Here is a 25,932-nt window from a genome sequence, read left to right on the forward strand (position 1 = left end):
CCTCGTCACCTGTCTCTCGGGGTTGCATGGACGGCCTCGGCTGTTCCGGCGTTCCGCGGATGGCGGGTGAAGCGGGTGGGCCACCACACCTTGGGGCCGATCATCCGGACGAGCGCCGGGACCAGCAGGGACCGCACCACGAGCGTGTCCAGCAGCACGCCGAACGCGACGATGAACGCGATCTGCGCCAGGAACGACAGCGGGATGACGACCAGGGCGGCGAACGTGGCGGCCAGCACGACTCCCGCGGAGGTGATGACGCCGCCGGTCGCCGTCAGGCCGCGGAGCACGCCTTCCCGCACGCCCCAGCGCCGCGTCTCCTCCCGGACCCGCGACATGAGGAAGATGTTGTAGTCGACGCCGAGCGCGACCAGGAACACGAAACCGTAGAGCGGCACCGAGGCGTCCAGGCCGGTGAAGCCGAACAGGTGACGGAACACCAGGGCCGCGACACCGAGCGTGGCGACGTAGTTCAGCGCGACGGTCGCGATGAGCAGGACGGGCAGCGGCAGCGAGCGCAGGAGCAGCACCAGGATGACCAGGATGATCGCCAGAACGACCGGGATGATGACCGTTCGGTCGTGGGCGGCGGTCTTCTGGGTGTCGTACTGCTGGGCCGTGTAGCCGCCGACCAGCGCGTCCGCCCCGGGGACGCCGTGCACGGCGGCGCGCAGGCGCTTGAGGGCGGCCTTCGCGGCGTCGCTGTCGGCGGCCGCCTTCAGCGTCGCGTCGATCCGGACCCGCCCGTCCACGACCTTCGGCGGCCCGCCGGGGCGGCCGGACTCGCCGACGGGCGCGGCGTCCGCGACGCCCTCCGTCCGGACGGCGGCATCGGTGACGGCCTGGGCCCGCGCCGCGTCGGCGATGATGACCGCCGGCTGGCCGGAACCGCCGGGGAAGTGCTCGGAGAGCGTCCGCTGCGCGGCGACCGAGGGCGCGTCATTGGTGAACGTCTCCTCCAGCGGGACGCCGTGGGCGCGCAGCCCCGGGGCGAACGCGGCACAGGCGATGAGGGCGATGCCCGTTCCGGCGACGACGCGGCGCGGGTGCAGGTCGACGAGGTCGGCGACGCGGGCCCAGAGGCCCCTTCCCCCGCGGGCGCCTTCGGCCGGGGGCCGGGGTTTCGCGGGCCAGAACGCGATCCGTCCGAGCACGACGAGGACCGCCGGGAGGAACGTCAGCGCGCTGAGGACGGCGCAGGCGATGCCGATCGCGCCCACCGGCCCGAGGGCCCGGTTGTTGGTGAGGTTGCTGAGCAGCAGCGCGAGCAGGCCGAGCGCGACGGTGGCTCCGCTGGCGACGATCGCGCTGAACGATCCGCGCACCGCCGCCCACCCGGCGGTGAAGCGGTCCCGGCCGGCCGCCGCCTCCTCCCGGAAGCGGGCCGCGAGCAGCAGCGCGTAGTCGGTGGCGGCGCCGATGACCAGGATCGACAGGATGCCCTGGACCTGGCCGTCGACCCGGACGAGGTCGTTCTTGGCCAGCGCGTAGACCACCGCGCACGCCAGGCCCAGCGCGAACACCGCCCCGAGGATGATCACCAGCGGGAGCAGGACGCTGCGGTAGACCAGCAGCAGGATGACCAGGACGGCGATGAGCGCGACGCCCAGCAGCAGCCCGTCGATCCCGGCGAAGGCGTCCGACAGGTCCGCCCGGGTGGCGGCCGGCCCGCTGATCTGCGCCTTCGCCCCGGGGACGGTCTTCGCCGCCGCACGGACCCGGTCCAGCACGGCCGGCAGTTCGTCGTCGAGGTCGGGCCTGAGCGGGACGACGCCCTCCAGCGCCCGGCCGTCGTCCGAGCGCAGGGCCGGCGACGGTGTCCCGAGCGTGCCGGGCGCGCCCCGCAGCCCGGCGAGCGCGCGGGTCGCCGCGTCCCGCTGGGCGTCGGAGACGCGGCCGTTCACCGTCCACACGACGATGGCGGGGACGGTCTCCTTCTCATCGAAGGCCTGCTGCGCCCGCAGGACCCGGGTGGACTCGGCACTGCGCGGCAGGAAGGCCGCCTGGTCGTTGGTGGAGACCTCACCGAGCTTCCCGGCATAGGGGCCGAGGGCGCCGCCGACGGCCAGCCAGACCAGGAGCAGCACTGCCGGGATCGCCCAGCGGATCGGGCGCGGCGGTGTTCGCATCGGTTCCTCCCAGCGAGTTCGACCTGCCGCGGCCATACCCACAAATACCTCAATCATTAACTATCTCAATGATTGAGGTATTGTAATCTGATCGGCATGGCCGAGGGAGCGGAGGAGACGGAGGGTCCCGCCGGCCTCCGGTCGTTCGCCGTCGAGCTGCGCCGGTTGAACTCCGAGTTCAACCGGATCGCGCACGAGTTCGCCCATGCCAGCGGCCTGCACCCGACCGACGTCCAGGCCCTGGTCGCGATCATGGACGCACGGCAGCGCACCCCCGACCGGCCGATGACCCCGGGGCGCCTGCGCGAGGAGCTGAACGTCACCTCCGGCGCGGTCACCGCCTGCCTCGACCGCCTCGAACGCCTCGGCCACATCACCCGGGCGCGCGACCCGGCCGACCGGCGGGTCGTCCATCTGCGGTACGAGCCGTCCGCCATGACCATGGCCCGCGAGTACTTCCGCCCGCTGGCGGAGAGCACCGAGGCGGCGCGGGGCGGGTTCAGCGAGGAGGAACTGCGCCTCATCCTGCGCTTCCTCCGCGCGATGAACGAGGAACTCTCCAAGCTCCGCGCCCGCGGTTCGGGCCGCTAGGCCGACGGCGCGTTCTGGGCGGGACCGAGCAGGTCCCAGCGGTTTCCGGCGAGATCGAGGAAGACGGCGACGCGTCCGTAGGGTTCGGAGCGGGGCCGGGTGACGAACTCCACGCCCGCGATCGTCATGCGTTCGTAGGCGGCGTCGAAGTCCTCCACCCGCAGGAAGAACCCCACGCGCCCCGCGACCTGGTTCCCGACCACGGCGGCCTGGTGCGGGCCGTCCGCGCGGGCGAGCAGGATGCCCGTCCGAGCGCCCGGCGGCCGGACCACCACCCACCGCTTGGGACGGCCGTCGTTGGTGAGCGATGGCGAGTCCTCGACCATGTCGAACCCGAGAGCGCCGGTGAAGAACGCGATGGCGTCGTCGTAGTCGTCCACGACGATCGTGATGAGATCAAGCCGCACCGTCATGAGGGTACGGTGCGGTCGTCCGAGCGATCATGCGGCCACGGAACGAAGCGATACCCGGCATGGACGAGACGCAGGGCAGCCGTACCGCCGTGCTCGTCTGCCAGGCCCGGGCCGTGGCGCACGGCCGTCTGGCCCCGACCGGTTCGACGATCCCACCGCGTCGGTGCTGCTCCGCCCCGAAGAACTCGTCGCGGTGGAGCAGGCCCGCTCGGGCGTGCCTCCCGAGGGCTGGGGACCCCGGCTGGAGTACGAGTTCCTGCGGGCCACGGCCGAGGGGCTGGTGCCCCGCACGGTCGCCATCGACGATGCCGTCAGGGAGCGCACCCACCCGCAGGTCGTGATCCTGGGCGCCGGCCTGGACGGACGGGCGTGGCGGATGCCCGAGCTCGCCGGAACCGCCGTCTTCGAGGTCGACCACCCCCGTTCCCAGCAGGACAAGCGGCAGCGCGCCGCGGCCCTCTCCTCGCCCGCCGGGAAGGTCACCTTCGTGCCCGTCGACTTCACCGCCGACAGGCTCGACGACTCCCTGAAGGCGTCCGGGCACCGGACCGGCCGGCCCACCACCTGGATCTGGCTCGGCCTTCCTCGTATGCCGGGTGACACGCGCACGGCCGGTGGCGCGAAGGAGATGTCGGCGGCCGGTCGCGTGCCCGCCGGCGCGGGCCCCGCCTCCCGACACCGCCGGTCAGGCGTGGGACAGGGCGAACGCCGCCAGGAACCCCACGACGATGATCAATCCGGTGAGCAGGTGCGTGTCCTCGTAGGCCTCGGGGATCATCGTGTCGGCGATCATGGTGAGGATGGCGCCGCCGGCCAGCGCGGTGATGCCGGCCAGGACGTCGGCGGAGGCGTCGCCGAGCACCGTGTAACCGAAGACCGCCGCCAGGGCACTGATCACCGCGATCCCGCTCCACAGCCCGAAGACGTAGCCGCGGCCGCGTCCCGCCCGGCGCATCCCCGAGGCGCTGGAGAGCCCTTCGGGCACGTTGCTGATGAACACCGCGACCACGGTGACCAGGCTGACCGCGCCGCCGCCCAGAAGACTCGTGCCGATCACGATGGATTCGGGGACGCCGTCCAGCAGCGCGCCCAGGGCGATCGCGCTCCCCGATCCGGGGTGCTGCTCCTCCGACGGCTGCTGCCTGCCCGAGCGCTTGCGGTGCCGCGCGCCCCTCCAGGCCAGGACGGTGTCGGCTCCGGCATAGAGCACCGCGCCGATCAGCGCACCGATCACCGTCGGGGTCAGCCCGCCCCGCTCGTTCGCCTCGGCGATCAGGTCGAACGACACCGCCGACAGCAGGACACCGCTGCCGAACGCCATCACGCCCGCCACGATCCGCGCCGGAACCGGCACGAGGAAGCCGGCCAGGGCGCCCATCACCAACGCCGACCCGGCAAGCAGGCCCCACCCTCCGGCCTGCAACGCTCCCTGCACGGCTCTCCCTTCGACCATTACCCGAACGCCGGACGCCATGCCGTCCAACGTGCCGCATCGGCCACCCGGCGGGCTCGGCTGAAACGTCCCGGAGCTCAGACCCGGTCAACGGCGCCGGCCTGGACGGGGGTCACCCGTAGGCGTATTCGTCGACGTCCAGTTCGGCTCTCGTCAGCCGGAGGAACTCCAGCGTCCGGGCGTCGAGGTGCCAGCCCAGCAGCCGGTGCTGACCGGCGAGTTTCTCCAGGCCCTCGACCGGGCCGGTCAGGTCGTCCTCCTCACCCTGCGGATCCTCGAACACCCTGACCACCTGCAGCGTGCCTGCATGGATCTCTCCGTCCGCGCGGTCGAGCTCCGCCACCAGGGCGCCGATGGTCCCGGCGTGCTCGAACAGCCTGTCCACGACCCGCGCGATCTGCTCGTCCACGGTGAGGTGCGGCTTCCGGCAGACGACCCGCCAAACGTGCCTGGCCGGACGGGGCGGGCGCGCATCGCGGCCGCCGCGCACGACCCTCTCGTCCGGATCGATGCCCAACCGCGCCGTGATCTCGTCCGCTGACATCCGTCTCGATTTCACGGCGAAGTAGGCGTACTGGGAGATCCGCACGCGGGCACCCTACCGGCGTCCGGCGCCGGGCTCCGCGGCGGAGCGGGACGGGGCCGGGCGCCGTCGGCTAGTAGGGTCGGCCGCATGCCCGCTCGTACCCACGCCTCGCCCCCCGTGAGAGAGCCCAAGACGCCGCGGATCCCCCGCAGGCTCACGCCCGCCGGGAAGGTCGAGCGGCACATCCGGCATGACGGCAAGTACCTGTCGCTGGAGTACGGCGCGGACACCCTGTCCATGGACGACCCGGACGGTGTCGAGGACGTCGAGTTCGAGCGCTGCCGGTTCACCCAGACCGTCTTCTCCGGGCTGGTCCTGCACCGGGCCGGGCTCGCGGACTGCGCGTTCAGCGACGCGGACCTGGCGAACCTGCGGGCGTTCAACTCCCGGATGTTCAACGTGCAGATCATGAACGCGCGGATGACGGGGATGCAGCTCGCCGAGAGCGGCCTGCGGGACGTGCTGGTCGAGGGATGCCGCGCCGACCTCACCGGCTTCAGGTTCGCGCATCTGCGGGACGTGGTGTTCCGCGACTGCAACCTGACCGAGGCGACGTTCCAGTCCGCCGAGATGACCGGCGTCCGCTTCGAGAACTGCCGGCTCGGCGGCGCCCAGTTCTCCGGGGCCGAGATGAGAACGGTCCGGTTCCGCGGCTGTGACCTGCGCGGCGTCGCCGGCCTGGACTCGTTCCGGGGGGCGATCGTCGCGAGCGGTGACGCGATGACCCTCCTGGACGCGTTCGCCGCGGAACTCGGCATCACCATCGAGGACTGACCGGCCCCGGGCATGCGTCGCGGGAGCTCCACGGGGAAGGCACCTCTTAGGGGGAGCATCATGAGCTATGCGATCAGCGTCCGGCTTCACCGGCCGTACGGCGAGGCCGTCGAGCAGGTGCGCGCGGTCCTGAAGGTCCAGGGCTTCGGCGTGCTGACCGAGATCGACGTGCGGGCCACCCTGCGCGAGAAGCTCGGCGAGACGATGGACGACTACCTCATCCTGGGAGCCTGCAACCCCCGGCTCGCGCACCGGGCACTCGGCGTCGACCAGCGGATCGGCCCGCTGCTGCCCTGCAACGTGGTGGTGCGCGCCGACGGCGACGACACCGTCGTGGAGGCGTTGGACCCGCAGGTCATGGTCTCGGTCAGCGACCGTCCCGACCTGGAGCCGGTCGCCGACGAGGTGGCGGAGCGGCTCGCCACCGCGCTGAGGCGGCTGGACGCCTGATCCCGGCGCCGCGCTCAGCGGTCGGGGAACTCCATCTCGGCGGCCTCGTCGGCGGCGAGCAGGAAGTACCCGAGGAACGTCACGCCGTCCTCCCCGGCGTCGAAGCGCGCGATGCGGGCGCCCTCGGGCTCGTGGAACACGTCACCGGGGCCGAGGACGGCCGCCGCTTCGCCTTCGATCTGGTAGACGGCCGAACCGGTCTCGATGCTGCCGAACACCGGCCCGTTGTGCACGTGCAACCCGGCCGCGTGGCCGGGCGCGATGGTGATGCGCCGGACCTCGACCCGGTGCGTGCTGCGGGGTCGCGACAGCGGCTGGTCGAGCACCACCGTACGGGTGACCTGCGGGACGTCCTCCGCGAGGCCGCCGTGGTACTCACTGTCGCCGACCGGCTCCCCGGCCTCGGCGGAAGTACCGTCGTCCGGTATCGGCTCGATGGCCAGATGCGTCATCGGGACGGCGGGTGCGGCTCCATGCCAGTGCCACTCGCCGGGCGCGATGCGCACGATGTCGCCGGCCCGGATCGTCTCGACCGGCCCACCACGGCGCTGCACACGCCCGGCGCCCTTGGTGACGACGAGCACCTGTCCGAGCGGGTGCCGGTGCCACACGGTGCGGCTTCCGGGGGCGAAGCGCACGCTGTCGCCCTGCGTCCGTGCCCCGGGTTCGGCCACCGGCGCGATCCAGGCCTCACCGGTGAACCATTCCGCCGGGGCGGCGGTGCCGCCGACGGGTCCACGGGTTATCTGCATGCGTTTCTCCAAGGTCAGCGGACGGTGCGCGCGTCGAGCAGCGCGAGGATTCCTTCGATCGCCTGGTCGAAGGGCTCCGGGGAGTCGGCGGCGCGTGCGAGGACGTAGCCGCCCTGGAGTGCGGCGACGATCGCGGCCGCAGTGGACGCAGGTGCCACCGAAGACTCCAGTTCTCCGCGATCCACCCCTTCCTGCACCACCGCCGCCAGTCGGGCTCGCAGCCAGGCGAAGGTCTCCTCGACAGGTTCGCGCAGCGTGGGCGTGGCGATGACGTCGGGGTCCTGAGTCAGCCGGCCCATGGGGCAACCCCGCAGGACGTCCCGTTCCCGGTGCAGGTAGGCGGCGATGCGCTCGACGGCCGCACCCGGCTCGGACAGCTGGACGTCGATGGCGGCCCGCATCTCCTCGGCGGTGCGGTCGATGGCGGCGCGAGCGAGTTCCTCCTTGCCCGCGAAGTGGTGGTACATGCTGCCCTGACCGGCCTCGGCCCGCTGCTGGATCGTCTTGGGGCTGGTCCCCACGTACCCGCGCTCCCACAGCAACTCGCGCGCACTCTCCACCAGCCGTTCTCTCGCACTCACCCCGCCAGTGTACATACCAATAGGTACAGAGGCGAGCCCGCGTCGACGTTCCCTCCCCAATGACCACCTCGCGTGGGCCCTCGCCGTCGACATGCCCCGCGGCGCCAGGCCCGGGCCGCTGATCGAGGGCTACGGCGCGGAGGCCGTCGACCGCGAGGCACTCCTCCCGCGTCGCGACGGCACTGGACGCTTGTTGATTATCCGCCAATAGTGCGCGGGGACCATGACGTCGCGAACCCGCCAGACCTGCGCGGGCGACGCCTGTTGAGTGGGCGATCACCACCACTGCCCCTCACAGGACGGAACCGATGTCCACAGCGACCTCTTTGACCGAAGACTCCTCCGCGTCGAGGCGGTCGGCGGTGGCCAACTGGCCGGCGGTGCTCTCGGTGATGATGGGGATCTTCGCGATCGTCACCACCGAGATCCTGCCGATCGGGCTGCTGACGTCCATCGGCTCCGGCTTCACCGTCTCCGACGGGACGGCCGGGCTGATGATGACCATGCCCGGATACCTGGCGGCGGCCGCCGCGCCCACGGTCACCGTCGCGACGGCGCGGATCGACCGGCGGCTCATGCTGTGCGCCTGCATGTTCCTGCTGGCGTCGGCGAACTTCATCGCCGCCGCCGCCCCGGCGTACTGGGCGATGCTCGTGTCACGCGTCCTCGTCGGCGCGGTCATCGGCGGCTTCTGGTCGATCGGGGCGGGCCTGGCCGACCGGCTGGTCCCGGCACACGCGACGCGCCGGGCGACCGCGGTCGTCTTCTCGGCCGTCCCGCTGGGATCGGTCCTCGGCGTGCCGCTCGGGACGCTGATCGGAGATCTCGCGGGGTGGCGGACCAGTTTCGCGGTGATGGGCCTGCTGTCGGTGGCGGTGCTCATCGCGCTCGCCGTGCTGGTCCCCCCGCTGCCCGCTGAGAGGGCCACCCGCATCACCGCGCTGCGCACCATGATGCGGGGCCTCGACACCCGGTTCGCGCTCTTGGTGACCGTCCTGGTCGTCCTCGCGCACTTCGGCGCGTACACCTACGTCACGCCCTTCCTGGAACGGGTGACGCATGTGTCCTCAGGGCTGATCACGGTGTTCCTGCTGGCCTACGGCGTGGCGGGCGTCCTGGGCAACTTTCTCGCGGGCACGGCTCTGGCCCGCCATCCGCACGCCACCTTCGCCGTGGCCGGAGGTCTGATCGCCTTCGCCACCCTGGCGCTTCCTCTGCTCGGGCGGTGGGATCCGGCCGCCATCGCGCTGCTCGTCCTGTGGGGTGCCGGCTATGGCGCCGTTCCGGTCTGTTCGCAGACCTGGTTCGCCAGAGCGGCCCCGGACGCCCCGGAGGCGGCCTCCGTACTGTTCACGGCCTCGTTCCAGGCGACGCTGTCGACCGGCGCCCTGCTCGGCGGAGTCGTCATGGACCGCACATCCCCCTCGACGGTCATGATTCTCGGCGGAGCGGCCGCGATCGTCATGGTCGTGACCGTGGTCAGCCGGGCCTGAGTGATCGGCTCACGTCGGCGGGACGGGGGTGTCGCCGGTCAGCCAGCGGTGGAGGCCGACGAGGGGGACGTCGGCTCGGACGACCTCCAGCAGGGTGATCTTCAGTCCCCACTCGCCGACGGCGTCGTCCAGGTCGGCGGTCAGTGGGGGCGTCCGGCCCGGGGTCAGGTCGCCCAGTTCGTTCAGGCGCCGCTCCGCCACATGGCGGCGCAGATGGCCCTCCACGATGACGCTGATCGCCGCCGCCTCCGGAACCGGCCGCAACGCGTAGCGGGCGGGGTCGAACACCGAGATCAGGGCCACGGCCTTCAGCCGCAGGAGCACCCCGTCGCGCGTGGGGGCCTCCAGCCATATGTCGAGGGGATCCCACCTCCTCGGGACGCGGACCCATCGGTCGATGCCCGGCACCACCAGCATCCGGCCGGGTCCGCGCACCGTGGCGGGACCGCCGAGGCGGGAGATCACGAGGCGTTCTCCTTCAGGGACCACCCGCAGCGACGCGATGGCCAGCACCGTGATCAGGACGAGGCAGATGAGGAGGGCCAGCGACGTCCAGGTGAGGAAGCCGGGCAGCAGTTGGTCTCTCGGGAGGCCCTCGGTCACGCATCCTCCCCTGCCGGTCCGGTGGCTGGCGGCCTGTGCTTCCATCGTGACCGCCGGGCGGCCGCCTGGCCATCGGGTACGACCACCAAATCAGCAGGACCGGCCCTGCAGAAGCCGGCCGTCAGTCGTGTCGGCGGCCGTCCGGCGGGGCGGGGCGGTCCTTGCCGTGACCGATGCGGTCGCGCCAGGCGGCGACCCGGTCGATGATCAGAGGGTCGGCGAGGGCGGAATCCGAGACGTTCCCGCCCGGAGCGGGCGCCTCCCTGACGGGCCGCGCCACCCGCCGCGGGCGGGTCGGCATGGTGAGGACCATGGTCAGGCCGCCGCCGGGGGTCTCCTCGGGGGTGAGGTCGCCGTCCATGGCCTCGGCGAGGCCGCGGGCCAGGGCCAGGTCGACGCCGGTCTCGCCGTCCCGGTCGCCGAGGCGCTGGAGCGGCTGGAAGAGGCGGTGGCGTCCCGCAGGCCTGATGCCGGGCCCGCGGTCGATGACGCGAATCTCCAGGCGGTCGCCGAGAGCGCTGGCGGTGGCGAGGACGGGGACGCCCGGCGGGTTGAAACGGACGGCGTTGGCGATGACGTTGGCCAGGACGCGTTGCAGCAGGGCCGGGTCGGCGACCATCTCGGGCAGGCCCTCGGGGATGCGGATTTCGACGGCGTCCCGATCGTTCCCGCTGACGGCGCGGGGGACGGCGTCCTCGGCGGCGACCCGGCGCGGGGACATGCCGAGCGAACCGGATTGCAGGCGGCTCATGTCCAGCAGGTCGGCCACCAGACGGTCGAGCCGTGCCAGGGAGTCGGCGGCCGTGGCGGCCAGGTCGTCGTGGCGCTCGCCGGCCGGGGGCGCGTCGGGGCCGCGCAGGCCCTCGACGGCTGCCCTCGCGGACGCGAGCGGGGCGCGCAGGTCGCGGCTGACGATGGTGAGCAGCGCGGTGCGCATCTCCTCGGCGGCCTCCAGCGGCCGGACCTGCCGGGCCTGCTCGGCCAGCCGCCGGTGGTGCAGCGCGACGGCGGCCTGGGCGGCGAACGCCTCCAGGACTCGCCGGTCCGAGGCGGGCATGGCCCGGCCCCGCAGGACGAGGGACAGCGTGCCGTCCTCGACGAGGATGTCGGCCTCTCCCGCGTCCGGGCTGGTGCACGGCTCGCCTCCGGTGTTGGCGACGATGCTCCAGCAGTCCGGGTCGCGGAGACTGTCGGGGGTCACCGGCGCTTCGGGGTCGCGCTCCAGCAGCGTGACGGTGGTCAGCGTGAACGTCTCGCGGAGCCGTTCGAGGATGCCGCCGAGCGCGTCGTAGGGGTGCCCGCGGGTGGTGATCGCGCCGTGCTCGCCGCGCAGGATGTCCCCCGCGAGGGTGGACAGCGCCTCCGCGTCGGCGCGGGCCCCGGCCGCCTCCCTGCCGCGGCGGGCGGTGACGTCCACGATCGTGCTGACGGTCACCCCGACCACGACGAAGACGACGAGCTGGAGCAGCCCCTGGGGCCGCTCGACGGTGAAGTGCCCGGTCGGTGGGGTGAAGAAGTAGTTCAGCAGCAGGGAACCGCCGATCGCGGCGAACAGCGCGGGATACAGCCCGCCCACCAGCGCCACCCCCACCACCGCGGCCTGGAAGAGCAGGATGTCGCCGGCCAGCGGGACCTGCACGCGCATCTGCACCAGCAGGACGGTCAGCAGCGGCAGCCCGGCCGCGGCCAGCGCGAACCCGGCGTAGCGGCGGGCTGCCGGAAGCCCGGCAGCCCGCAGGGCCCTCCAGCGGCGCCCCTGACCGATCTCCTCGTGCGTGACGAGGTGCACGTCGATGGAACCGGACCGCGCCGTCGTCGTGACGCCGACGCCCGGTGAGAACAGCTGCGCGAGCTTTCCGCGCCGGGACGCGCCCAGGACGAGCTGGGTGGCGTTGACGCCGCCGGCGAAGTCCAGCAGCGCGTCCGGCACGTTCGCGCCGACGACCTGGTGGTAGCTGCCGCCGAGGCTCTCCACCAGGGCGCGCTGCCGGGTCAGGTTCGCCGGGCTCACGTCGGCCAGCCCGTCGCTGCGGGCGACGTGGACGGCCAGCAGGTCGGCGCCCTTGGTGCGGTCGGCGATGCGAGCGGCGCGGCGGACCAGGGTGTCGCCCTCCGGCCCGCCGGTGAGCGCCACGACGACGCGTTCGCGCGCCTCCCACGTCCCGGCGATGCCGTGGTCGGCGCGGTAGCGGTCGAGCTGGTCGTCGACCTTGTCGGCCAGCCACAGCAGCGCCAGCTCGCGCAGGGCGATGAGGTTGCCTGCCCGGAAGTAGTTGCCGAGCGCGGCGTCGATCTTCTCGGGCGGGTAGATGTTGCCGTGGGCCATCCGGCGGCGCAGCGCCTCGGGCGCCATGTCGACCAGCTCGACCTGGTCGGCGCGGCGGACCACCTCGTCCGGGACGGTCTCGCGCTGCGGCACACCGGTGATCTGCTCGACGACGTCGTTCACCGACTCCAGGTGCTGCACGTTGACGTTGGTGACGACGTCGATGCCGGCGTCCAGGATCCGCTCGATGTCCTGCCAGCGCTTGGTGCGGGGGGAACCGGGCACATTGGTGTGGGCGAGTTCGTCGATGAGCGCGACCTGCGGGCGCCGCGCGATGACGGCGTCGGCGTCCATCTCGGTGAAGCTCGCGCCGCGGTAGGAGACGGTGGTGCGCGGGACGATCTCCAGCCCCTCCAGGAGCGCGGCAGTGCGGGGCCGGCCGTGGGTCTCCACGAAGCCGACCACCACGTCGGTCCCGCGCCCGGCGCGACGGCCGCCCTCGGCGAGCATCGCGTAGGTCTTGCCCACGCCGGGCGCCGAGCCCAGGTAGACGCGCAACCTGCCGCGTCCCATCACACCTCCAGTCTCCGAGGTACCTCGCGGGTCAGCCGCGGACCGGGTACTTCCGGTCCAGCGCGATGTTCAGCTTGAGGACGTTCACCCGCGGCTCGCCCATGAAGCCGAGGTCGCGGCCGTCGGTGCTGTCCTCGACCAGCCGCTTCACCTGGCCGGGGGCGACGCCGCGGGCCCCGGCGACCCTGCCGGTCTGGAGCGCGGCGTAGGCGGGCGAGATGTGCGGGTCCAAGCCGCTGCCACTGGCGGTGACCGCGTCGGCAGGGACGGCCGGATCGACGGGGGCGCCGCCCCTGACGGGGACGACCAGGCCGTCGGCGTAGTCCTCGCCGAACCGGGCCAGCTCCACGGGAACGCCCTCGTAGGTGGCGATGAACGGCGCCTTCACCACGCCCTGCTCCTCGTTCAGGCTGACCACCCGGGTCGGGTGCGGGACGGTGCCGTCGGTCGTGCGGCGGCCGAAAACCGCCAGCACCGCGCCGACCCCGCCCGGAGCACAGTACGGACGCGCCCCGCTGACGCCTTCGAACTCGCCGACGGATTTGCTGCGCGAGCAGACCCGGGTGAGCAGGCTCTGGCCACCGCCCTCCCCCGCCGCGGCCGCCTTCGGGCGGGGCAGGGTGTCCACGATGTCCTCAGGACCCAGGTTACTCGCGGCCGTCGAGGTCGGGTCGTACCCGTTCCCTGCCTCGGATGGGCGGCTCTGGAAGTACTGCCTGAGCGGGGCGCCGCCCAAGCCGGTGAACGACTGGCCGATCAGGGCGCTGCCGGCCGTACGGCCGTGGAGGGAGACGGTCGAGCCACCGGCGCGGCTCCTGAGTCCGGGGACCTGCGCGACCGCGAAGACGGCGAGCGGGTAGGCGGCGCCGAGCACTGCGGTCAGCACGAGGAGGGCGCGCAGCGCGGCCAGGTGCTGCCGGACCCAGGTCGGAGATGACATGTCACGACATTCCTGGAAGGAGGCGGATGACGAGGTCGATGAGCTTGATCCCGACGAACGGTGCGACGATGCCGCCGAGGCCGTAGACGCCGAGGTTGCGCGACAGGAGCTTGGACGCGCTGCTCGGCCGGTACCGGACGCCGCGCAGTGCCAGCGGGATCAGCGCGACGATGATCAGTGCGTTGAACACGACGGCCGACAGGATCGCCGACTGCGGGCTGGCCAGCCGCATGACGTTGAGGGCGTCCAGGCCCGGGAAGAGCGTCACGAACAGCGCCGGGATGATCGCGAAGTACTTGGCGATGTCGTTGGCGATGGAGAACGTCGTCAACGCGCCCCGCGTGATCAGCAACTGCTTGCCGATCTTCACGATCTCGATGAGCTTGGTCGGGTCGGAGTCCAGATCCACCATGTTCCCGGCCTCCTTGGCGGCGGAGGTGCCGGTGTTCATCGCTACCCCGACGTCGGCCTGGGCGAGCGCCGGAGCATCGTTGGTGCCGTCCCCCGTCATGGCGACGAGCCGGCCGCCCTCCTGCTCCTTCCTGATCAGGGCGAGCTTGTCCTCGGGCCGGGCCTCGGCCAGGAAGTCGTCCACACCCGCCTCGTCCGCGATCGCCCTGGCCGTCAGCGGATTGTCACCGGTGATCATGACCGTCCGGATGCCCATCGCCCGCATCGCGGCGAACCGCTCCCGCATCCCCTGCTTGACCACGTCCTTCAGGTGGATCACGCCGAGGACCCTCGCCGTGCCGTGTGCGACCTCGCCGACGACCAGCGGGGTGCCGCCGGATGCGGAGATGCCGTCCACGACGCGGCTCAGCTCGGCGGGCACCGTCCCGCTCCGGCGGCGCACCCATTCGGCGACCGCTCCGGCCGCACCCTTGCGCAGCATCCGGTCCGGCCCGCCGTTCCGTCGCTCGCCCAGGTCGACGCCGCTCATCCGGGTCTGCGCCGAGAACGGCACCCACCGTGCCTGCGACAGTTCCCCCGGCGAGCGTTCTCGCAGGCCGTAGGCCCGTTTGGCCAGGACCACCACCGATCGGCCCTCGGGGGTCTGGTCGGCGAGGCTGGACAGCTGCGCCGCGTCGGCCAGTGCGTCCTCCCCGACGCCCTGGACGGGCAGGAACGCCGCCGCCTCCCGGTTGCCGAGGGTGATCGTGCCGGTCTTGTCCAGCAGCAGGGTGTCGACGTCTCCCGCGGCCTCCACCGCGCGTCCCGACATCGCCAGCACGTTCCGCTGGACGAGACGGTCCATGCCCGCAATCCCGATCGCCGACAGCAGCGCCCCGATCGTCGTCGGGATCAGGCACACCAGCAGCGACACCAGCACGATCCCGGTGACCCCGTCCGCGTCCAGGGCGAGAGTGTCGCCGACACCGGGATTGATGGCCTTGGAGAAGATCGCGAGGGGCTGCAGCGTCGCCACCGCCAGCAGGAAGATGACCGTCAGCGCGGCGAGCAGGATGTGCAGGGCGATCTCGTTCGGCGTCTTCTGCCGCCTCGACCCCTCCACCAGCGCGATCATCCGGTCGATGAACGACTCCCCCGGTCGCTGGGTGATCTTCACGACGATGCGGTCCGACAGCACCTTCGTCCCGCCCGTCACCGCCGAGTGGTCCCCGCCCGACTCCCGGATCACCGGGGCCGACTCCCCCGTGATCGCCGACTCGTCCACGCTCGCGATGCCCTCGACCACGTCCCCGTCACCGGGAACGACCTCCCCCGCCTCGACGACGACATGGTCGCCCTCCCGCAGTCGCGGGGCGGCGACCGCCTCCTCCCGGACCCGCTCCTGCCCGGCCGTCCAGTCGAGCAGGCGGCGGGCCACGGCGTCGGCCTTCGCCCTGCGCAGCGAGGCGGCCTGCGCCTTGCCGCGGCCCTCGGCGACCGCCTCCGCGAGGTTGGCGAAGAGCACGGTCAGCCAGAGCCACACCGCGATCAGCCAGTCGAAGGCGCTCGGGCTCAGGCCGGCCAGGACCGTGGTCCACACCGCGCCGACCTCGACGATCAGCATCACGGGGTTGCGCCACAGCGTGCGCGGGTCGAGCTTGGCCAGCGTGTCCGGGAGGGACCTGAGCACCTGCCTCGGATCGAGCAGGCCGCCCTGGACCCTGCCGCCGCGGTTTTCCGGATGCCGGGGCGAGGGCCTCGTCGAACGGCGGACCCGAGCGGTCACGGGTGGACGCCTTCGGCGAGCGGTCCCAGCGCCAGCGCGGGCAGGAACGTCAGGGCGACGAGGACGACGGTGACGCCGACGACCAGGCCGACGAACTGCGGCCGGTGCGTGGGCAGCGTGCCCTCCGACGCGGGGGCACGGCCCTGCCGCGCCAGCGAGCCCGCCAGCGCCAGCGCGAAGACCATGGGGAGGAACCGGCCGAGGGCCATGCACAGCCCCAGCGCGGTGTTGTACCAGAGGGTGCCGGAGGTCAGGCCGGCGAACGCCGAGCCGTTGTTGTTGGACGCCGAGGTGAACGCGTACAGCACCTCCGACAGGCCGTGCGGCCCGGGGTTCAGGATCCCGGCCCTGCCATCGCCGGTCGCCATCGCCGCACCCGTGCCGACCAGCACCAGGGCCGGTGTGATCAGCAAGTACAGCGCGGCGAACTTGATCTCCCGGGATCCGATCTTCTTGCCCAGGTACTCGGGAGTGCGGCCCACCATCAGCCCGGCCACGAACACGGTGATGACCGCCAGGATCAGGATCCCGTACAGGCCCGAGCCGGCGCCGCCGGGCGCGACCTCCCCGAGCATCATGCCGGCCAGGGTCATCATGCCGCCGAGGCTGGTGTAGGAGTCGTGGGAGGAGTCCGTCGCGCCCGTCGACGTCAGCGTCGTGCCGGTGGCGAACATCCCGGAGTCCGGCACCCCGAACCGGGTCTCCACGCCCTCCGTCGAAGCGCCGACCGCGACCGGGACCGTGCCATGGTGCATGAGCTGGAAGACCTGCATGAGCACGGCGCTGACGATCGCCAGCGTCGCCATCACCGAGACGACGGCGTAGCCCTGCGCGTCGGCGCCGACCATCCGGCCGAACGTGCGCGGCAGCGAGAACGCGATGGCCAGGAGCAGAAAGATCTCCAGCCAGTTCGTCCAGGCGGCGGGGTTCTCGAACGGGTGGGCGGAGTTGACGTTGAAGAAGCCGCCGCCGTTCGTCCCCAGCAGCTTGATCGCCTCCTGGCTCGCCACCGGACCGCCCGTCAGGGTCTGGGTGCCGCCGGCGATCGTGTCCACCGTGTGGTGCGCCGGATCCCAGAAGTTCTGCACCACCCCGCCGGCGATCAGCACGAGGGCCGCCGCGAACGCGATCGGCAGCAGAATCCGCAGGGTGCCGCGGACCAGGTCGACCCAGAAGTTGCCGAGGTGATCGGTCCGCTTGCGGGCGAAGCCCCGCACCAGCGTGACGGCGACCGCCATGCCGACGGCGGCGGACACGAAGTTCTGCACCGCCAGGCCCGCCATCTGCACGAGGTCGCCCATCGTGGACTCGCCCGCGTACGACTGCCAGTTGGTGTTGGTGACGAAGCTGACCGCCGTGTTCCACGCCTGGCCGGGTTCGACCGGCGGGAACCCCAGGCTCAGGACCAGGTGGTTCTGCAGCCGCTGGAGCCCGTACAGGAACAGGACGCTGACGACCGAGAACGCCAGGACGCTGCGCGCGTAGACGGGCCAGGTCTGCTCGGCGTCCGGGGCGACCCCGGTCAGCCGGTAGATCACCCGCTCCGCGGGTGCATGCCTCGTCCCGGTGTAGACGCGGTACATGTAGTCGCCCAGGGGGCGGTACACCGCCGCCAGAGCGAGGACGAGCGAGACGATGAAGACGATTCCGGCGACGGTCGAGCTCATCTAGAAACGCTCCGGAAACAGCAGGGCGATGATCAGGAAGATCGTCAGGAGCGCGGCCAGCACGAGGCCGATCGCGTTCTCGGCCGTCACAGCCTCTCCAGCCCCTTCACCACGAAGACGAGCAGGACGAAGACCGCCACCGTCAGCAGAACGAACACGACGTCGCCCATGCTCGCTTCCTTCCAGGAGCGCGTGAAGCAAAGCGCCTGCTCCGGGAGTTTTGGCGGAACTTGAAGCCCTGGCGGCTCCGTCCGGAGTCAGGGACCGGCGTCCTGGCCGGCGAGCAGGCTCAGGCAGGCGCCGTCCTCGCGTTCACGCTTCCCAAAGGCGACCTCGATCCGGCCCAGGACGCACAGCCGGGGAAAGGCTGCGGCGTTCGATCACGCGAATGTGCTGCCCCGTGGGAGTCACCTCAGCGTCGACGGCGTCCGCCGCGGGCGCGAGGGTACGCCGCGCCGACGGTGACGGGGTCGTCCTGCGGAGTGCCGACGACGTCCTGCGCGAGAGGCACTTCCAGGGCCGTCAGGTTCCCCCTCCTAGCGGCGCCGAGGAAAGCCGACAGGAGGCGCCGGTGCTCGCCGGCGTCGCGCTCCGGTGACATGAGTTTCCGGTGCGGCAGTCGTCAGCGGAGGAGGGGGTGGCGGCGGATCACCGGGAGCCGTTCCCAGAAACGTCCGAGTCCGAGCGGCCTTCCGGCGTCGGCGAGCGCGGCGGAGATCAACGTGGCGGCGTAGATCCAGTGCATGTCCATGAAGGGGTTGGCGTCCGGCCAGAGGGACGCCGCCCACAGCATGGCGAGGAGGACGGTGCCGCCGATCGCGGCGAGGCGGAGGCAGATCCCGAGGAGCAGCGCGATGCCGAGGCCGCCGAGCCCGAACATGAAGAGGGCGTCGACCCAGACCTCGCCGGCCATCGCGTGAAAGATCTCCTTGAACGGGCCTTGGGTGTGGCCGAGGAAGCCCTCGGACGGCGAGACGCCGGACAGCCAGCCCTTCTCCGCGGGCCTGCCGAGGCCGAAGAGCTTGTCGACGAAGGCCCAGAGGAAGGTCCAGCCCAGGAAGAGCCGTCCTGCCGCGAGGGCGTAAAGGGCCGGGTGCTCGGATGCCACGGGCGGCGAGGGCCGCAAGGGAGTCTCTACCGACATGGGGAGTCCTTGGGGGCGGGGGGCTATTGATAGTTAAGTTTCCTATTAATAGCCCGGCAGGACAAGCAAATCGGGAGAATTCGGTGCCCTATAACCGAGTATTGGTCGGTCCGCTCCTATTAAGACAGCCGGTTCAGTTAAACGAACCCCTCCAGTACAGCCCCGGTGTGCGGCATCGCCCTGCCGCCGAACACGTGATCAGCGGATCAGGCAGATCTCGGCGCCGTTGGTCACGGGCCGACCGGGGCTGGCGTTGAGCGCGGAGACGGTGCCGGATTTGTGCGCGGTCAGGGGTTGCTCCATCTTCATCGCCTCCACCACGACGATGGTGTCGCCGGCGGCCACGGTGTCGCCCTCTTCGACGAGGACCTTCACGATGGTGGACTGCAGCGGGCAGACCAGGGCGTCGCCGTTGTCCTCCTTGGCCTTGGCCCTGCGGGGTCGGGGGCGGGAGGGCGCCGCCGGAGCGTCGGCGGACGAGTGCAGGACGACCTCGACGCGTTTGCCGTCCACCTCGACGGTGACGGGCTTGCGGACGGGCGGGGCGGGGGCCTCGGAGGAGTCCGGGCAGGGAGGGACCGAGGGCGACTGGTCGGACTCGATCCAGGCCGTGTGGACGTCGAAGGGCTCGCCGGTGAAGGCCTTGTCCTCGACGACCGCGCGGTGGAAGGGCAGGACGGTCGGGATCCCGGCCACCTCGAACTCCGCCAGGGCGCGGCGGGCGCGCTGCAGGGCGATGTCGCGGGTCGGGCCGGTGACCACGAGTTTGGCGAGCAGGGAGTCGAACTGGCCCGGGATCTCCTGGCCCTCGGCGCAGCCGCCGTCCAGGCGCACGCCCGGGCCGGAGGGGGGCCGCCAGGTCGCGAGCGTCCCGGTCGCGGGCAGGAAGCCGCGGCCCGGGTCCTCGGCGTTGATCCGGAACTCCATCGCGTGGCCGCGCGGGGCGGGGTCGCCATAGCCGAGCGCTTCACCCTCGGCGATCCGGAACATCTCCCTGACCAGGTCGATGCCGGTGACCTCCTCGGTGACCGGGTGCTCGACCTGGAGCCGGGTGTTGACCTCCAGGAACGACAGCGCGCCATCGGCGGCGACCAGGAACTCGCAGGTGCCCGCACCCACGTATCCGGCGGCCCGCAGGATCTTCTTGGACGACTCGTACAGCGTCCGCCGCTGCTCTTCGGTGAGGAAGGGCGCTGGGGCCTCCTCGACGAGTTTCTGGTGGCGGCGCTGCAGGGTGCAGTCGCGGGTGGACACCACGACGACGTTCCCGTGCCGGTCGGCCAGGCATTGGGTCTCGACGTGCCGGGGACGGTCGAGGTAGCGCTCGACGAAGCACTCGCCGCGCCCGAAAGCCGTCTCGGCCTCGCGGACGGCCGACTCGAAGCGATCGGGGATCTCGTCGAGGGTGCGGGCCACCTTGAGGCCCCGGCCGCCGCCGCCGAACGCGGCCTTGATCGCCACAGGCAGGCCGTGCTCGCGTCCGAACGCCACGGCCTCGCCGGCGCCGGACACCGGCTCGGGCGTCCCTGGGGCGAGTGGGGCGCCCTGCTCGCGGGCGACGCGGCGGGCCTGCACCTTGTCGCCGAGCAGGTCGATGGCGGACGGGGGCGGACCGATCCAGACGAGGCCCTCGTCGATGACCGCCCGGGCGAACTCGGCGCTCTCGGACAGGAACCCGTAGCCGGGGTGCACGGCGTCGGCGCCCGCGTCCGCCGCCGCCTTGAGCACCTTGCCGATGTCCAGATAGGTGTCCGCGGGGGTGGCGCCGCCGAGCGCGTACGCCTCGTCGGCCATCCGCGCGTGCGGCGCCCCGACGTCCGGATCGGCGTACACGGCCACGCTGGCGAGGCCCGCGTCGCGGCACGCCCGCACGACGCGGACCGCGATCTCGCCCCGGTTCGCGATCAGGATCTTGCGCACGGTCTCCTCCGGATCAGGCTCGGCAGGGCAGCGGGCCGCCGTGGTAGGTGATCATTTCGTCGAACATCGCGGCGACGTCCATGCGCTCGCCGGGCGGGGCGCCGCGCTCCTCGGCGCAGGCGCGGCGCAGGTTCGGGACGAGGCGCTCGGGGTCGAGCAGCCGCCGGTCCGGCTCGGCTCGGCGCGCGATCTCCAGGGGGTCCAGCCCGTCGGAGAGGCCCCGCTGGGCCAGTTCTCGCGTCCAGCGGAGGTAGTGCTCCGTCTCGTCCAGCAGCTCGGGCCCGCCGACGGGTCCGTGGCCGGGTACGACGACGGCCGGCTCCAGGCCGCGCAGCGTCTCGATCGCGCGCAGCGAGCCCTCGACCGAGCCCATCATGCAGAACGGGGTGACGCCCGACATGACGAGGTCTCCGGCGAACAGGACGCGCTGGTCCGGCAGCCACACGACGGTGTCGTCGCGGGTGTGGGCGGGGCCGAGGCGGAACAGCTCGGCGCGCAGGTCCCCGGCGTGCAGCGTCATCCGCCGCTCGTAGGTGAGCGCCGGCGGTTCGAGGCGCAGGTCGCCCCACTCGACGTCCGGCCAGAGGCCCGTGAGGTGCAGGTCCGCGAGGATCGCCTCCTCGCGCGTGCCCTGGTGGGCGAGCACGACGGCCTCCGGCGTGAAGACGCAGTTGCCGAAGGTGTGGTCGCCGTGGAAGTGCGTGTTCACGACGAGGCGCGGCGGCGCGGACGCCACCTGGCGCACCGCGTCCCGCAGGGCCAGGGCGCGTCTCATGGTCGCGGCGGTGTCCACCACGATCGTGGTGTCGCCGGAGGCGATGACGCCGGCGTTGTTCAGGCACCATCCTCCGTCCGGCTGGACGTAGGCGTGCACACCGGCGGCCAGCCGTTGCAGTCGCGGCTCGGTCATCGTGGTCTCCCGAAGATCTGGTCGAGGAAGAAGGCGCGGAGGTCGGCGGCCAGCAGGTCCGGAGCCTCCAGCGCGGGGAAGTGGCCGCCCCGCCCGAACTCCGTCCACCGGACGACCGTGTTCGCGCGCTCGGCGAACGGCCGGACGGCGTGGTCGGTCGGGAAGACCGCCACCGCCGTGGGCACCGGGGAGCGGCCGGCAGGCTCCCCCTGGTCGTGGAACCGCTCGTAGTAGCTGTGCGCCGCCGAGCCCGCCGTTCCGGTGAACCAGTAGACGCTGACGTCGGTCAGGACGGCGTCCCTGCCGAGTGCGTCGTCCGGCAGGTCGGCGGTCCCGGACAGGTCGCGGTACCGCTCCGCGAACCAGGCGAGCAGCCCGGCGGGCGAGTCGTGGTGGGCATGCGCGAGCGTCTGCGGGCTGGTGCCCTGGACGCGCAGGTAGGCGCCCTCGTTCTCCTGCCACCGCCGCATCGCCTCCAGCCTCTCGCGGTCGGCGGCGTCCAGCGCCTCGACGTCCTCGTCGTCGCCGGGCACCGTGACCAGGGCGTTGACATGGACGCCGCGGACGCGGTCCGGGGCGTCCATGCCCATGCGCGGCGCCACGAACGCGCCGACGTCGCCGCCGTGCACCCCGTACTCGGCGTATCCGAGGCGGCGCATCAGCTCGTTCAGCGCCCTGGCGGTCCGTTCGTCGGTCCATCCCGGTTCCGGCGGCGGCCCCGGGAACCCGAAGCCGGGCAGGGAGGGCACCACCAGGTGGAAGGCGTCCCTGAGGGCGCCGATCAGGGTGTGGAAGTCGGCGACCGACCCCGGCCAGCCGTGCAGCAGCACCAGCGGGACGGCGCCGGGGTTCGCGGAGCGCTCGTGCAGGAAGTGCACGGCGGTCCCGTCGATCTCGGTGACGAACTGCGGGTGGGCGTTCAGGTCCGCCTCGTGCCGCCGCCAGTCGTAGCCGTCGGCCCAGTAGGCGGCGAGGCGGCGCAGGTAGGCGGTGGGGACGCCGCGCGACCAGCCGGTGCCGGGCGGATCGGGCGCCCACCGGGTGGCGCGCAGCCGGCGTCGCAGGTCGTCGAGCCGGGACTCGGGGACCGCGACCCGGTACGGCCTGATGTCGGACATGCGGGACTCCCTCGGTGAGCGGGGCTACGGCGCGGTGAGCACGGCCGCCGAGGCGAAGCCGCCGCGCCCCCGGGCCAGGACGAGCGCCGTCCCGAGCTCGGCGGGCCGCGGCTCGTCCACCACCAGGTCGATGCGGTCGTCGGCGCGGCCGGGACGGGTGCCGACGGTCGGCGGGATCACCGCGTCCCGCAGGGCCAGCAGGGCGGTCGCCAGGTCCAGCGCCGCGCCGCCCGACAGCAGCCGCCCCGTCATCGACTTGGGCGCGGTGACCGGGACGGCGCGCGCACCGAACAGCCGGGTCAGCGCCGTCGCCTCCCCGTCGTCCAGGTCGCGGCGCCCCGCCGCGTCGGCGAACACCACGTCCACGGCCTCGGCGGGCACCCCGGCGTCGTCGAGGGCGGTCCGCGCGGCCCGGTACAGGCCGTCGGCGCAGCCGGGCTCCGGGTCGAACGCCGCGCCGTGCCCGGCGACGGCGCCGTAGATCTGCGGGGCGCCGCGCTCCCGCGCGTCGTCGCGGTCCTCGACGATGAGGATCGCTCCGCCCTCGCCCGGGACGCAGCCGCCCGCGCCGGCGTCGAACGGCAGGTAGGCCCCCTCTGGGTCGGTGCACGGGCTGAGCTCTCCGCTCGCGGTCTGGATCGCGATGCCGTAGGGGCAGAGCGTGCCGTCCACGCCTCCGGCCACCATCATCGTCGTGCCGGCACGGATCTTCCGGCGGGCGAAGGCCAGCGTGTCCAGGCCGCCCGACTGCTCGGAGGCCAGGACCCCGCCGGGGCCCCGCATCCCGTTCTGGATGGAGATCTGGCCGGTGTGCACCGCGTAGTACCAGGCGAAGGACATGTAGGCGCTCACGTCGCGCCAGCCGCTCCCCCACAGCTTCTGCAGTTCGCGCTGCCCGAACTCCAGGCCGCCGGACGTGCTCGCCGTGACGACGCCCATCTGGTACTCGGGCACGTCGCCCGGCTTGACCGCCGCGTCCCGCAGCGCCTGCTCGGCGGCGACGAGGGCGAGCCTGGTCACCCGGTCGCTCTGCGGCAGGAGCCGCTCGGGCAGGTCCCGTTCGGCCGCGCACTCGGGGATCTCCCCCGCCAGCGCCACCGGGTAGCCGGACGCGTCGAACCTGGTGATCGGGCCGATGCCGCTCCGCCCGCCGCGGACGGCGTCCCAGTAGTCGTGGGCGCCGATGCCGTTCGGGGCGGTCACGCCGATGCCGGTCACCACCGCCTGGCCGCTCATGCGCCACTCCCTTCCTCGTCGCGGGCTCGCTCCGGATCGCGGAACACCATCGCGCTCTGGAACCCGCCGAACCCGCTGCCGACGGTGAGCGCGCCGCGCACGCGGTGCTCGCGCGCGTCGAGCGGCACGTAGTCCAGGTCGCATTCGGGGTCGGGCTCGCGCAGGTTGGCGGTCGGCGGCACCACGCCGTGCGCCATCGCCAGCGCGCACGCGGCGATCTCGATGGAGCCGATCGCGCCGAGCGAGTGGCCGACCGCCGCCTTGATCCCGCTGACCGGGGTACGGCGGGCGTGCTCGCCGAGGGCGCGCTTGAACGCCGCCGTCTCGTGCCGGTCGTTCTGCTTGGTGCCCGAGCCGTGGGCGTTCACGTAGTCCACGTCCTCGGGGTTCATCCGGGCCTCGCCGAGCGCGGTGGTGATCGCCTCGCCCATCTCCCGGCCGTCGGGCTTGAGGCCGGTCATGTGGAAGGCGTTGCACCGGGAGGCCGCGCCCGCGACCTCGGCGTAGATCCGCGCGCCGCGGCGCCGGGCGTGCTCGTACTCCTCCAGCACCAGGACGGCGGAGCCCTCGCCGAGGATCAGTCCGCGGCGGGTGCGGTCGAACGGGCGGCAGGCGCGCGGCGGCTCGTCGTTGTAGACCGACTGCGCCTTGATCACGTCGAAGCAGGTCACGGTGATCGGCGAGATCGGGGCGTCGCTGCCGCCGGTGACGACCACGTCGGCCGAGCCGTCCCGGATCACCTCGGCGGCGTGCGCCACCGAGTCGATGCCGGAGGTGCAGCCGGTCGACACGACGGTGGCCGGCCCGCGGGCGCCCGTGGTGAGCGCGACCTCGGCGGCCACCGAGCTGGGCAGGAAGTAGTCGTACATGTGCGGGCTGACGTAGGCCGGGTCGACCTTCCAGTGCGCGCCGCCGTCGCTGAGCACGACGTACTCGCTCTCCATGCTCTTGGTCCCGGCGACCGCGCTGCCCATCGCGACGCCGGTCCGTTCGGCGAGGCGCCCGTCGACGGACAGGCCGCTGTCGTCCACGGCCTCCCGCGCGGCCACCTTTGCGAGCTGGACGAACCGGTCGCTGCGCCGGATCTCCCGCGGCGTGAGGCCGGCCTCGGCGGGGTCGAAGTCGCACTCGGCGGCGACCTGGCAGCGGTGCGCGGACGGGTCGAACTGGGTGATGCGGCGCGTCGCCGTCCGTCCCGAGGTGATCAGCTCCCAGAAGGGCCCGGTGCCGATCCCGCCGGGGGCGACCACGCCGATCCCGGTGATGACGGTTCTCCTCCTCGACATCAGACGGCCTCCCGCAGCGTCTCGGCGAGCAGGTCGAGCTGCTCCGGCCCGGCCGCGCAGGGCACCAGCACGAGCTCGTCGCATCCGGCGTCGGCGAAGGCGCGCGCGGCCTCGCGCAGCCGCTCGGGCGTCGTCAGAGCGCCCTTGATCATCATCTCGGCGAGCCGTCCCGCGAAGGAGTAGTAGTCGCCGAGGTGCTCGCGGACGTGGGCGTCCGCGTCCGGGCCGAGGGCGTAGTACGCCTGCGCGACCACCCGCGGGGCGCCGGGACGCCCGGCCTCCTGCCAGCGGCGGCGGACGTCGCCGGCGCGCTCGGCGAAGGTCTGCGGCGGCCCGGCGGCGGCGAAGTAGCCGTCGCCGTGCGCGACGGCCCGGCACAGCGCGCCCGGCGCGCGGCCGCCGACGAGGATCTCGGGATCGCCGCCGGGCGGCTCCGGGCCGATCTCGCCACCCGCCCAGATCTTGCGCATCTCGGCGAGCATCGTGTCGAGGCGGCGGCCCCGGTCGCCGAACTCGGCGCCCGACGCCGCGTAGTCGTCCGGCCGGGCGCCCACCGCGACGCCGAGCGTGAGCCGCCCGCCCGACAGGTGGTGGACGGACGCGGCCTGCTTGGCGACCAGCGCGGTGTTGCTCCGGTACGGGGCGATGAGGATCCCGGTGGTGAGCCGGATCCGTTCGGTCACGGCCGCGGCGGCGGCCAGGGTGACCAGGGGCTCATCGTTGCCGTACACCAGGCGGTCGAGCACCGCCAGGTCGGCGAGCCCGGCCGTCTCGGCCCGGCGGGCCCAGTCCAGCAGGTCACGCCCCTGGACGCCCCGGACCATGGTGGGCAGTGCCACTCCGTATTCCATCGTCGACTCCTTTCCGGGTC

General features: G+C 72.7%; 24 protein-coding genes and 1 pseudogene. 5 read left to right on the forward strand and 20 right to left on the reverse strand.

Going from position 1 to position 25,932, the window contains the following annotated elements:
- Nucleotides 1–5: 5 nt before the first annotated feature.
- Nucleotides 6–2,129: an MMPL family transporter gene (locus BJ999_RS24135; RefSeq protein WP_179835392.1), complete on the reverse strand. Its 2,124-nt coding sequence runs from the start codon at nt 2,127–2,129 to the stop codon at nt 6–8.
- 96 nt (nt 2,130–2,225) lie between these two features.
- Between BJ999_RS24135 and BJ999_RS24140 the strand changes: the two genes are divergently transcribed.
- Nucleotides 2,226–2,720: a MarR family winged helix-turn-helix transcriptional regulator gene (locus BJ999_RS24140; protein ID WP_179835393.1), complete on the forward strand. Its 495-nt coding sequence runs from the start codon at nt 2,226–2,228 to the stop codon at nt 2,718–2,720.
- On the opposite strand, the gene BJ999_RS24145 is transcribed toward BJ999_RS24140, so the two are convergent.
- Nucleotides 2,717–3,127: a VOC family protein gene (locus BJ999_RS24145; protein ID WP_373292897.1), complete on the reverse strand. Its 411-nt coding sequence runs from the start codon at nt 3,125–3,127 to the stop codon at nt 2,717–2,719. The two genes, BJ999_RS24140 and BJ999_RS24145, sit on opposite strands and share 4 nt — an antisense overlap.
- Before the next feature lie 4 nt (nt 3,128–3,131).
- On the opposite strand from BJ999_RS24145, the pseudogene BJ999_RS44060 reads away from it, so the two are divergent.
- Nucleotides 3,132–3,704 (forward strand): annotated as a pseudogene (locus BJ999_RS44060) (class I SAM-dependent methyltransferase); the annotation flags it as partial.
- A 114-nt stretch (nt 3,705–3,818) separates the two neighbouring features.
- Here BJ999_RS44060 and BJ999_RS24155 read toward each other — a convergent pair.
- The gene (locus BJ999_RS24155; RefSeq protein ID WP_179835395.1) at nt 3,819–4,568 is read right to left on the reverse strand and encodes a ZIP family metal transporter; all 750 of its coding nucleotides are present in this window, start codon (nt 4,566–4,568) and stop codon (nt 3,819–3,821) included.
- Nucleotides 4,569–4,698: 130 nt separating this feature from the next.
- Nucleotides 4,699–5,175, reverse strand: a complete 477-nt coding sequence (locus BJ999_RS24160) for a DUF4279 domain-containing protein (protein WP_229810704.1) — start codon at nt 5,173–5,175, stop codon at nt 4,699–4,701.
- 84 nt (nt 5,176–5,259) lie between these two features.
- Between BJ999_RS24160 and BJ999_RS24165 the strand changes: the two genes are divergently transcribed.
- Together BJ999_RS24165 and BJ999_RS24170 are read left to right on the forward strand one after the other, a co-directional pair.
- Nucleotides 5,260–5,946: a pentapeptide repeat-containing protein gene (locus tag BJ999_RS24165; protein WP_179835396.1), complete on the forward strand. Its 687-nt coding sequence runs from the start codon at nt 5,260–5,262 to the stop codon at nt 5,944–5,946.
- A 60-nt stretch (nt 5,947–6,006) separates the two neighbouring features.
- Nucleotides 6,007–6,396 (forward strand): DUF302 domain-containing protein, encoded by a 390-nt coding sequence (locus BJ999_RS24170; protein ID WP_179835397.1) that lies wholly within the window; start codon nt 6,007–6,009, stop codon nt 6,394–6,396.
- A 14-nt stretch (nt 6,397–6,410) separates the two neighbouring features.
- Here BJ999_RS24170 and BJ999_RS24175 read toward each other — a convergent pair whose 3' ends face one another.
- From BJ999_RS24175 to BJ999_RS43160, 3 genes are all read right to left on the reverse strand, one after another.
- Nucleotides 6,411–7,148 carry a cupin domain-containing protein gene (locus tag BJ999_RS24175; RefSeq protein ID WP_179835398.1) on the reverse strand — a complete coding sequence of 246 codons (738 nt, stop codon included), beginning with the start codon at nt 7,146–7,148 and terminating at the stop codon, nt 6,411–6,413.
- 14 nt (nt 7,149–7,162) lie between these two features.
- Complete coding sequence (locus tag BJ999_RS24180; protein WP_229810703.1) at nt 7,163–7,729, reverse strand: TetR/AcrR family transcriptional regulator; 567 nt, start codon at nt 7,727–7,729, stop codon at nt 7,163–7,165.
- A gap of 292 nt (nt 7,730–8,021) precedes the next feature.
- Nucleotides 8,022–8,147, reverse strand: coding sequence for a hypothetical protein (locus BJ999_RS43160; protein WP_268247870.1), 126 nt, complete (start codon nt 8,145–8,147; stop codon nt 8,022–8,024).
- Here BJ999_RS43160 and BJ999_RS24185 point away from each other — a divergent pair.
- Nucleotides 8,125–9,222, forward strand: coding sequence for an MFS transporter (locus BJ999_RS24185; protein WP_229810702.1), 1,098 nt, complete (start codon nt 8,125–8,127; stop codon nt 9,220–9,222). The genes BJ999_RS43160 and BJ999_RS24185 overlap by 23 nt on opposite strands.
- A 9-nt stretch (nt 9,223–9,231) precedes the next feature.
- Here BJ999_RS24185 and BJ999_RS24190 read toward each other — a convergent pair whose 3' ends face one another.
- The 13 genes from BJ999_RS24190 to BJ999_RS24250 form a co-directional block, all read right to left on the reverse strand.
- Nucleotides 9,232–9,825: an SPFH domain-containing protein gene (locus tag BJ999_RS24190; protein ID WP_179835401.1), complete on the reverse strand. Its 594-nt coding sequence runs from the start codon at nt 9,823–9,825 to the stop codon at nt 9,232–9,234.
- A 121-nt stretch (nt 9,826–9,946) separates the two neighbouring features.
- A complete protein-coding gene (locus BJ999_RS24195; protein WP_179835402.1) occupies nt 9,947–12,664 on the reverse strand; it encodes a sensor histidine kinase in 2,718 nt (905 codons plus the stop codon).
- 31 nt (nt 12,665–12,695) lie between these two features.
- Complete coding sequence (locus tag BJ999_RS24200) at nt 12,696–13,604, reverse strand: potassium-transporting ATPase subunit C (RefSeq protein WP_179835403.1); 909 nt, start codon at nt 13,602–13,604, stop codon at nt 12,696–12,698.
- A 1-nt stretch (nt 13,605) separates the two neighbouring features.
- Complete coding sequence (gene kdpB, locus BJ999_RS24205; protein ID WP_179835404.1) at nt 13,606–15,780, reverse strand: potassium-transporting ATPase subunit KdpB; 2,175 nt, start codon at nt 15,778–15,780, stop codon at nt 13,606–13,608.
- Nucleotides 15,777–17,447, reverse strand: coding sequence for a potassium-transporting ATPase subunit KdpA (gene kdpA, locus BJ999_RS24210; RefSeq protein WP_179835405.1), 1,671 nt, complete (start codon nt 17,445–17,447; stop codon nt 15,777–15,779). The genes kdpB and kdpA overlap by 4 nt, the downstream gene beginning before the upstream one ends.
- A complete protein-coding gene (kdpF, locus tag BJ999_RS24215; RefSeq protein WP_179835406.1) occupies nt 17,448–17,537 on the reverse strand; it encodes a K(+)-transporting ATPase subunit F in 90 nt (29 codons plus the stop codon).
- Nucleotides 17,538–18,069: 532 nt separating this feature from the next.
- Entirely contained in the window at nt 18,070–18,591 is a 522-nt protein-coding gene (locus BJ999_RS24220) for a DoxX family membrane protein (RefSeq protein ID WP_179835407.1), read from the reverse strand.
- 198 nt (nt 18,592–18,789) lie between these two features.
- On the reverse strand, nt 18,790–20,511 hold the full coding sequence (locus BJ999_RS24225) for an acetyl/propionyl/methylcrotonyl-CoA carboxylase subunit alpha (protein ID WP_179835408.1): 1,722 nt from the start codon (nt 20,509–20,511) through the stop codon (nt 18,790–18,792).
- A gap of 13 nt (nt 20,512–20,524) precedes the next feature.
- Entirely contained in the window at nt 20,525–21,421 is an 897-nt protein-coding gene (locus BJ999_RS24230) for an MBL fold metallo-hydrolase (protein ID WP_179835409.1), read from the reverse strand.
- A complete protein-coding gene (locus BJ999_RS24235; RefSeq protein WP_179835410.1) occupies nt 21,418–22,539 on the reverse strand; it encodes an epoxide hydrolase family protein in 1,122 nt (373 codons plus the stop codon). The genes BJ999_RS24230 and BJ999_RS24235 overlap by 4 nt, the downstream gene beginning before the upstream one ends.
- Before the next feature lie 24 nt (nt 22,540–22,563).
- Nucleotides 22,564–23,775, reverse strand: coding sequence for a ketosynthase chain-length factor (locus BJ999_RS24240; protein WP_179835411.1), 1,212 nt, complete (start codon nt 23,773–23,775; stop codon nt 22,564–22,566).
- Nucleotides 23,772–25,061 carry a beta-ketoacyl-[acyl-carrier-protein] synthase family protein gene (locus BJ999_RS24245; protein WP_179835412.1) on the reverse strand — a complete coding sequence of 430 codons (1,290 nt, stop codon included), beginning with the start codon at nt 25,059–25,061 and terminating at the stop codon, nt 23,772–23,774. The genes BJ999_RS24240 and BJ999_RS24245 overlap by 4 nt, the downstream gene beginning before the upstream one ends.
- The gene (locus BJ999_RS24250) at nt 25,061–25,912 is read right to left on the reverse strand and encodes an LLM class flavin-dependent oxidoreductase (RefSeq protein WP_179835413.1); all 852 of its coding nucleotides are present in this window, start codon (nt 25,910–25,912) and stop codon (nt 25,061–25,063) included. The genes BJ999_RS24245 and BJ999_RS24250 overlap by 1 nt, the downstream gene beginning before the upstream one ends.
- Nucleotides 25,913–25,932 lie beyond the last annotated feature (20 nt).

The organism is Actinomadura citrea (assembly GCF_013409045.1).
GTDB lineage: Bacteria > Actinomycetota > Actinomycetes > Streptosporangiales > Streptosporangiaceae > Spirillospora > Spirillospora citrea.

Excerpts from the sequence above, each read along its gene's own strand:
- BJ999_RS24135 (WP_179835392.1), bottom strand. The coding sequence starts at position 2,129 with ATGCGAACACCGCCGCGCCCGATCCGCTGGGCGATCCCGGCAGTGCTG.
- BJ999_RS24140 (WP_179835393.1), top strand. The coding sequence starts at position 2,226 with ATGGCCGAGGGAGCGGAGGAGACGGAGGGTCCCGCCGGCCTCCGGTCG.
- BJ999_RS24165 (WP_179835396.1), top strand. The coding sequence starts at position 5,260 with ATGCCCGCTCGTACCCACGCCTCGCCCCCCGTGAGAGAGCCCAAGACG.
- BJ999_RS24170 (WP_179835397.1), top strand. The coding sequence starts at position 6,007 with ATGAGCTATGCGATCAGCGTCCGGCTTCACCGGCCGTACGGCGAGGCC.
- BJ999_RS24175 (WP_179835398.1), bottom strand. The coding sequence starts at position 7,148 with ATGCAGATAACCCGTGGACCCGTCGGCGGCACCGCCGCCCCGGCGGAA.
- BJ999_RS24185 (WP_229810702.1), top strand. The coding sequence starts at position 8,125 with ATGGGGATCTTCGCGATCGTCACCACCGAGATCCTGCCGATCGGGCTG.
- BJ999_RS24195 (WP_179835402.1), bottom strand. The coding sequence starts at position 12,664 with ATGGGACGCGGCAGGTTGCGCGTCTACCTGGGCTCGGCGCCCGGCGTG.
- BJ999_RS24200 (WP_179835403.1), bottom strand. The coding sequence starts at position 13,604 with ATGTCATCTCCGACCTGGGTCCGGCAGCACCTGGCCGCGCTGCGCGCC.
- kdpA (WP_179835405.1), bottom strand. The coding sequence starts at position 17,447 with ATGAGCTCGACCGTCGCCGGAATCGTCTTCATCGTCTCGCTCGTCCTC.
- BJ999_RS24220 (WP_179835407.1), bottom strand. The coding sequence starts at position 18,591 with ATGTCGGTAGAGACTCCCTTGCGGCCCTCGCCGCCCGTGGCATCCGAG.
- BJ999_RS24230 (WP_179835409.1), bottom strand. The coding sequence starts at position 21,421 with ATGACCGAGCCGCGACTGCAACGGCTGGCCGCCGGTGTGCACGCCTAC.
- BJ999_RS24235 (WP_179835410.1), bottom strand. The coding sequence starts at position 22,539 with ATGTCCGACATCAGGCCGTACCGGGTCGCGGTCCCCGAGTCCCGGCTC.
- BJ999_RS24240 (WP_179835411.1), bottom strand. The coding sequence starts at position 23,775 with ATGAGCGGCCAGGCGGTGGTGACCGGCATCGGCGTGACCGCCCCGAAC.
- BJ999_RS24245 (WP_179835412.1), bottom strand. The coding sequence starts at position 25,061 with ATGTCGAGGAGGAGAACCGTCATCACCGGGATCGGCGTGGTCGCCCCC.
- BJ999_RS24250 (WP_179835413.1), bottom strand. The coding sequence starts at position 25,912 with ATGGAATACGGAGTGGCACTGCCCACCATGGTCCGGGGCGTCCAGGGG.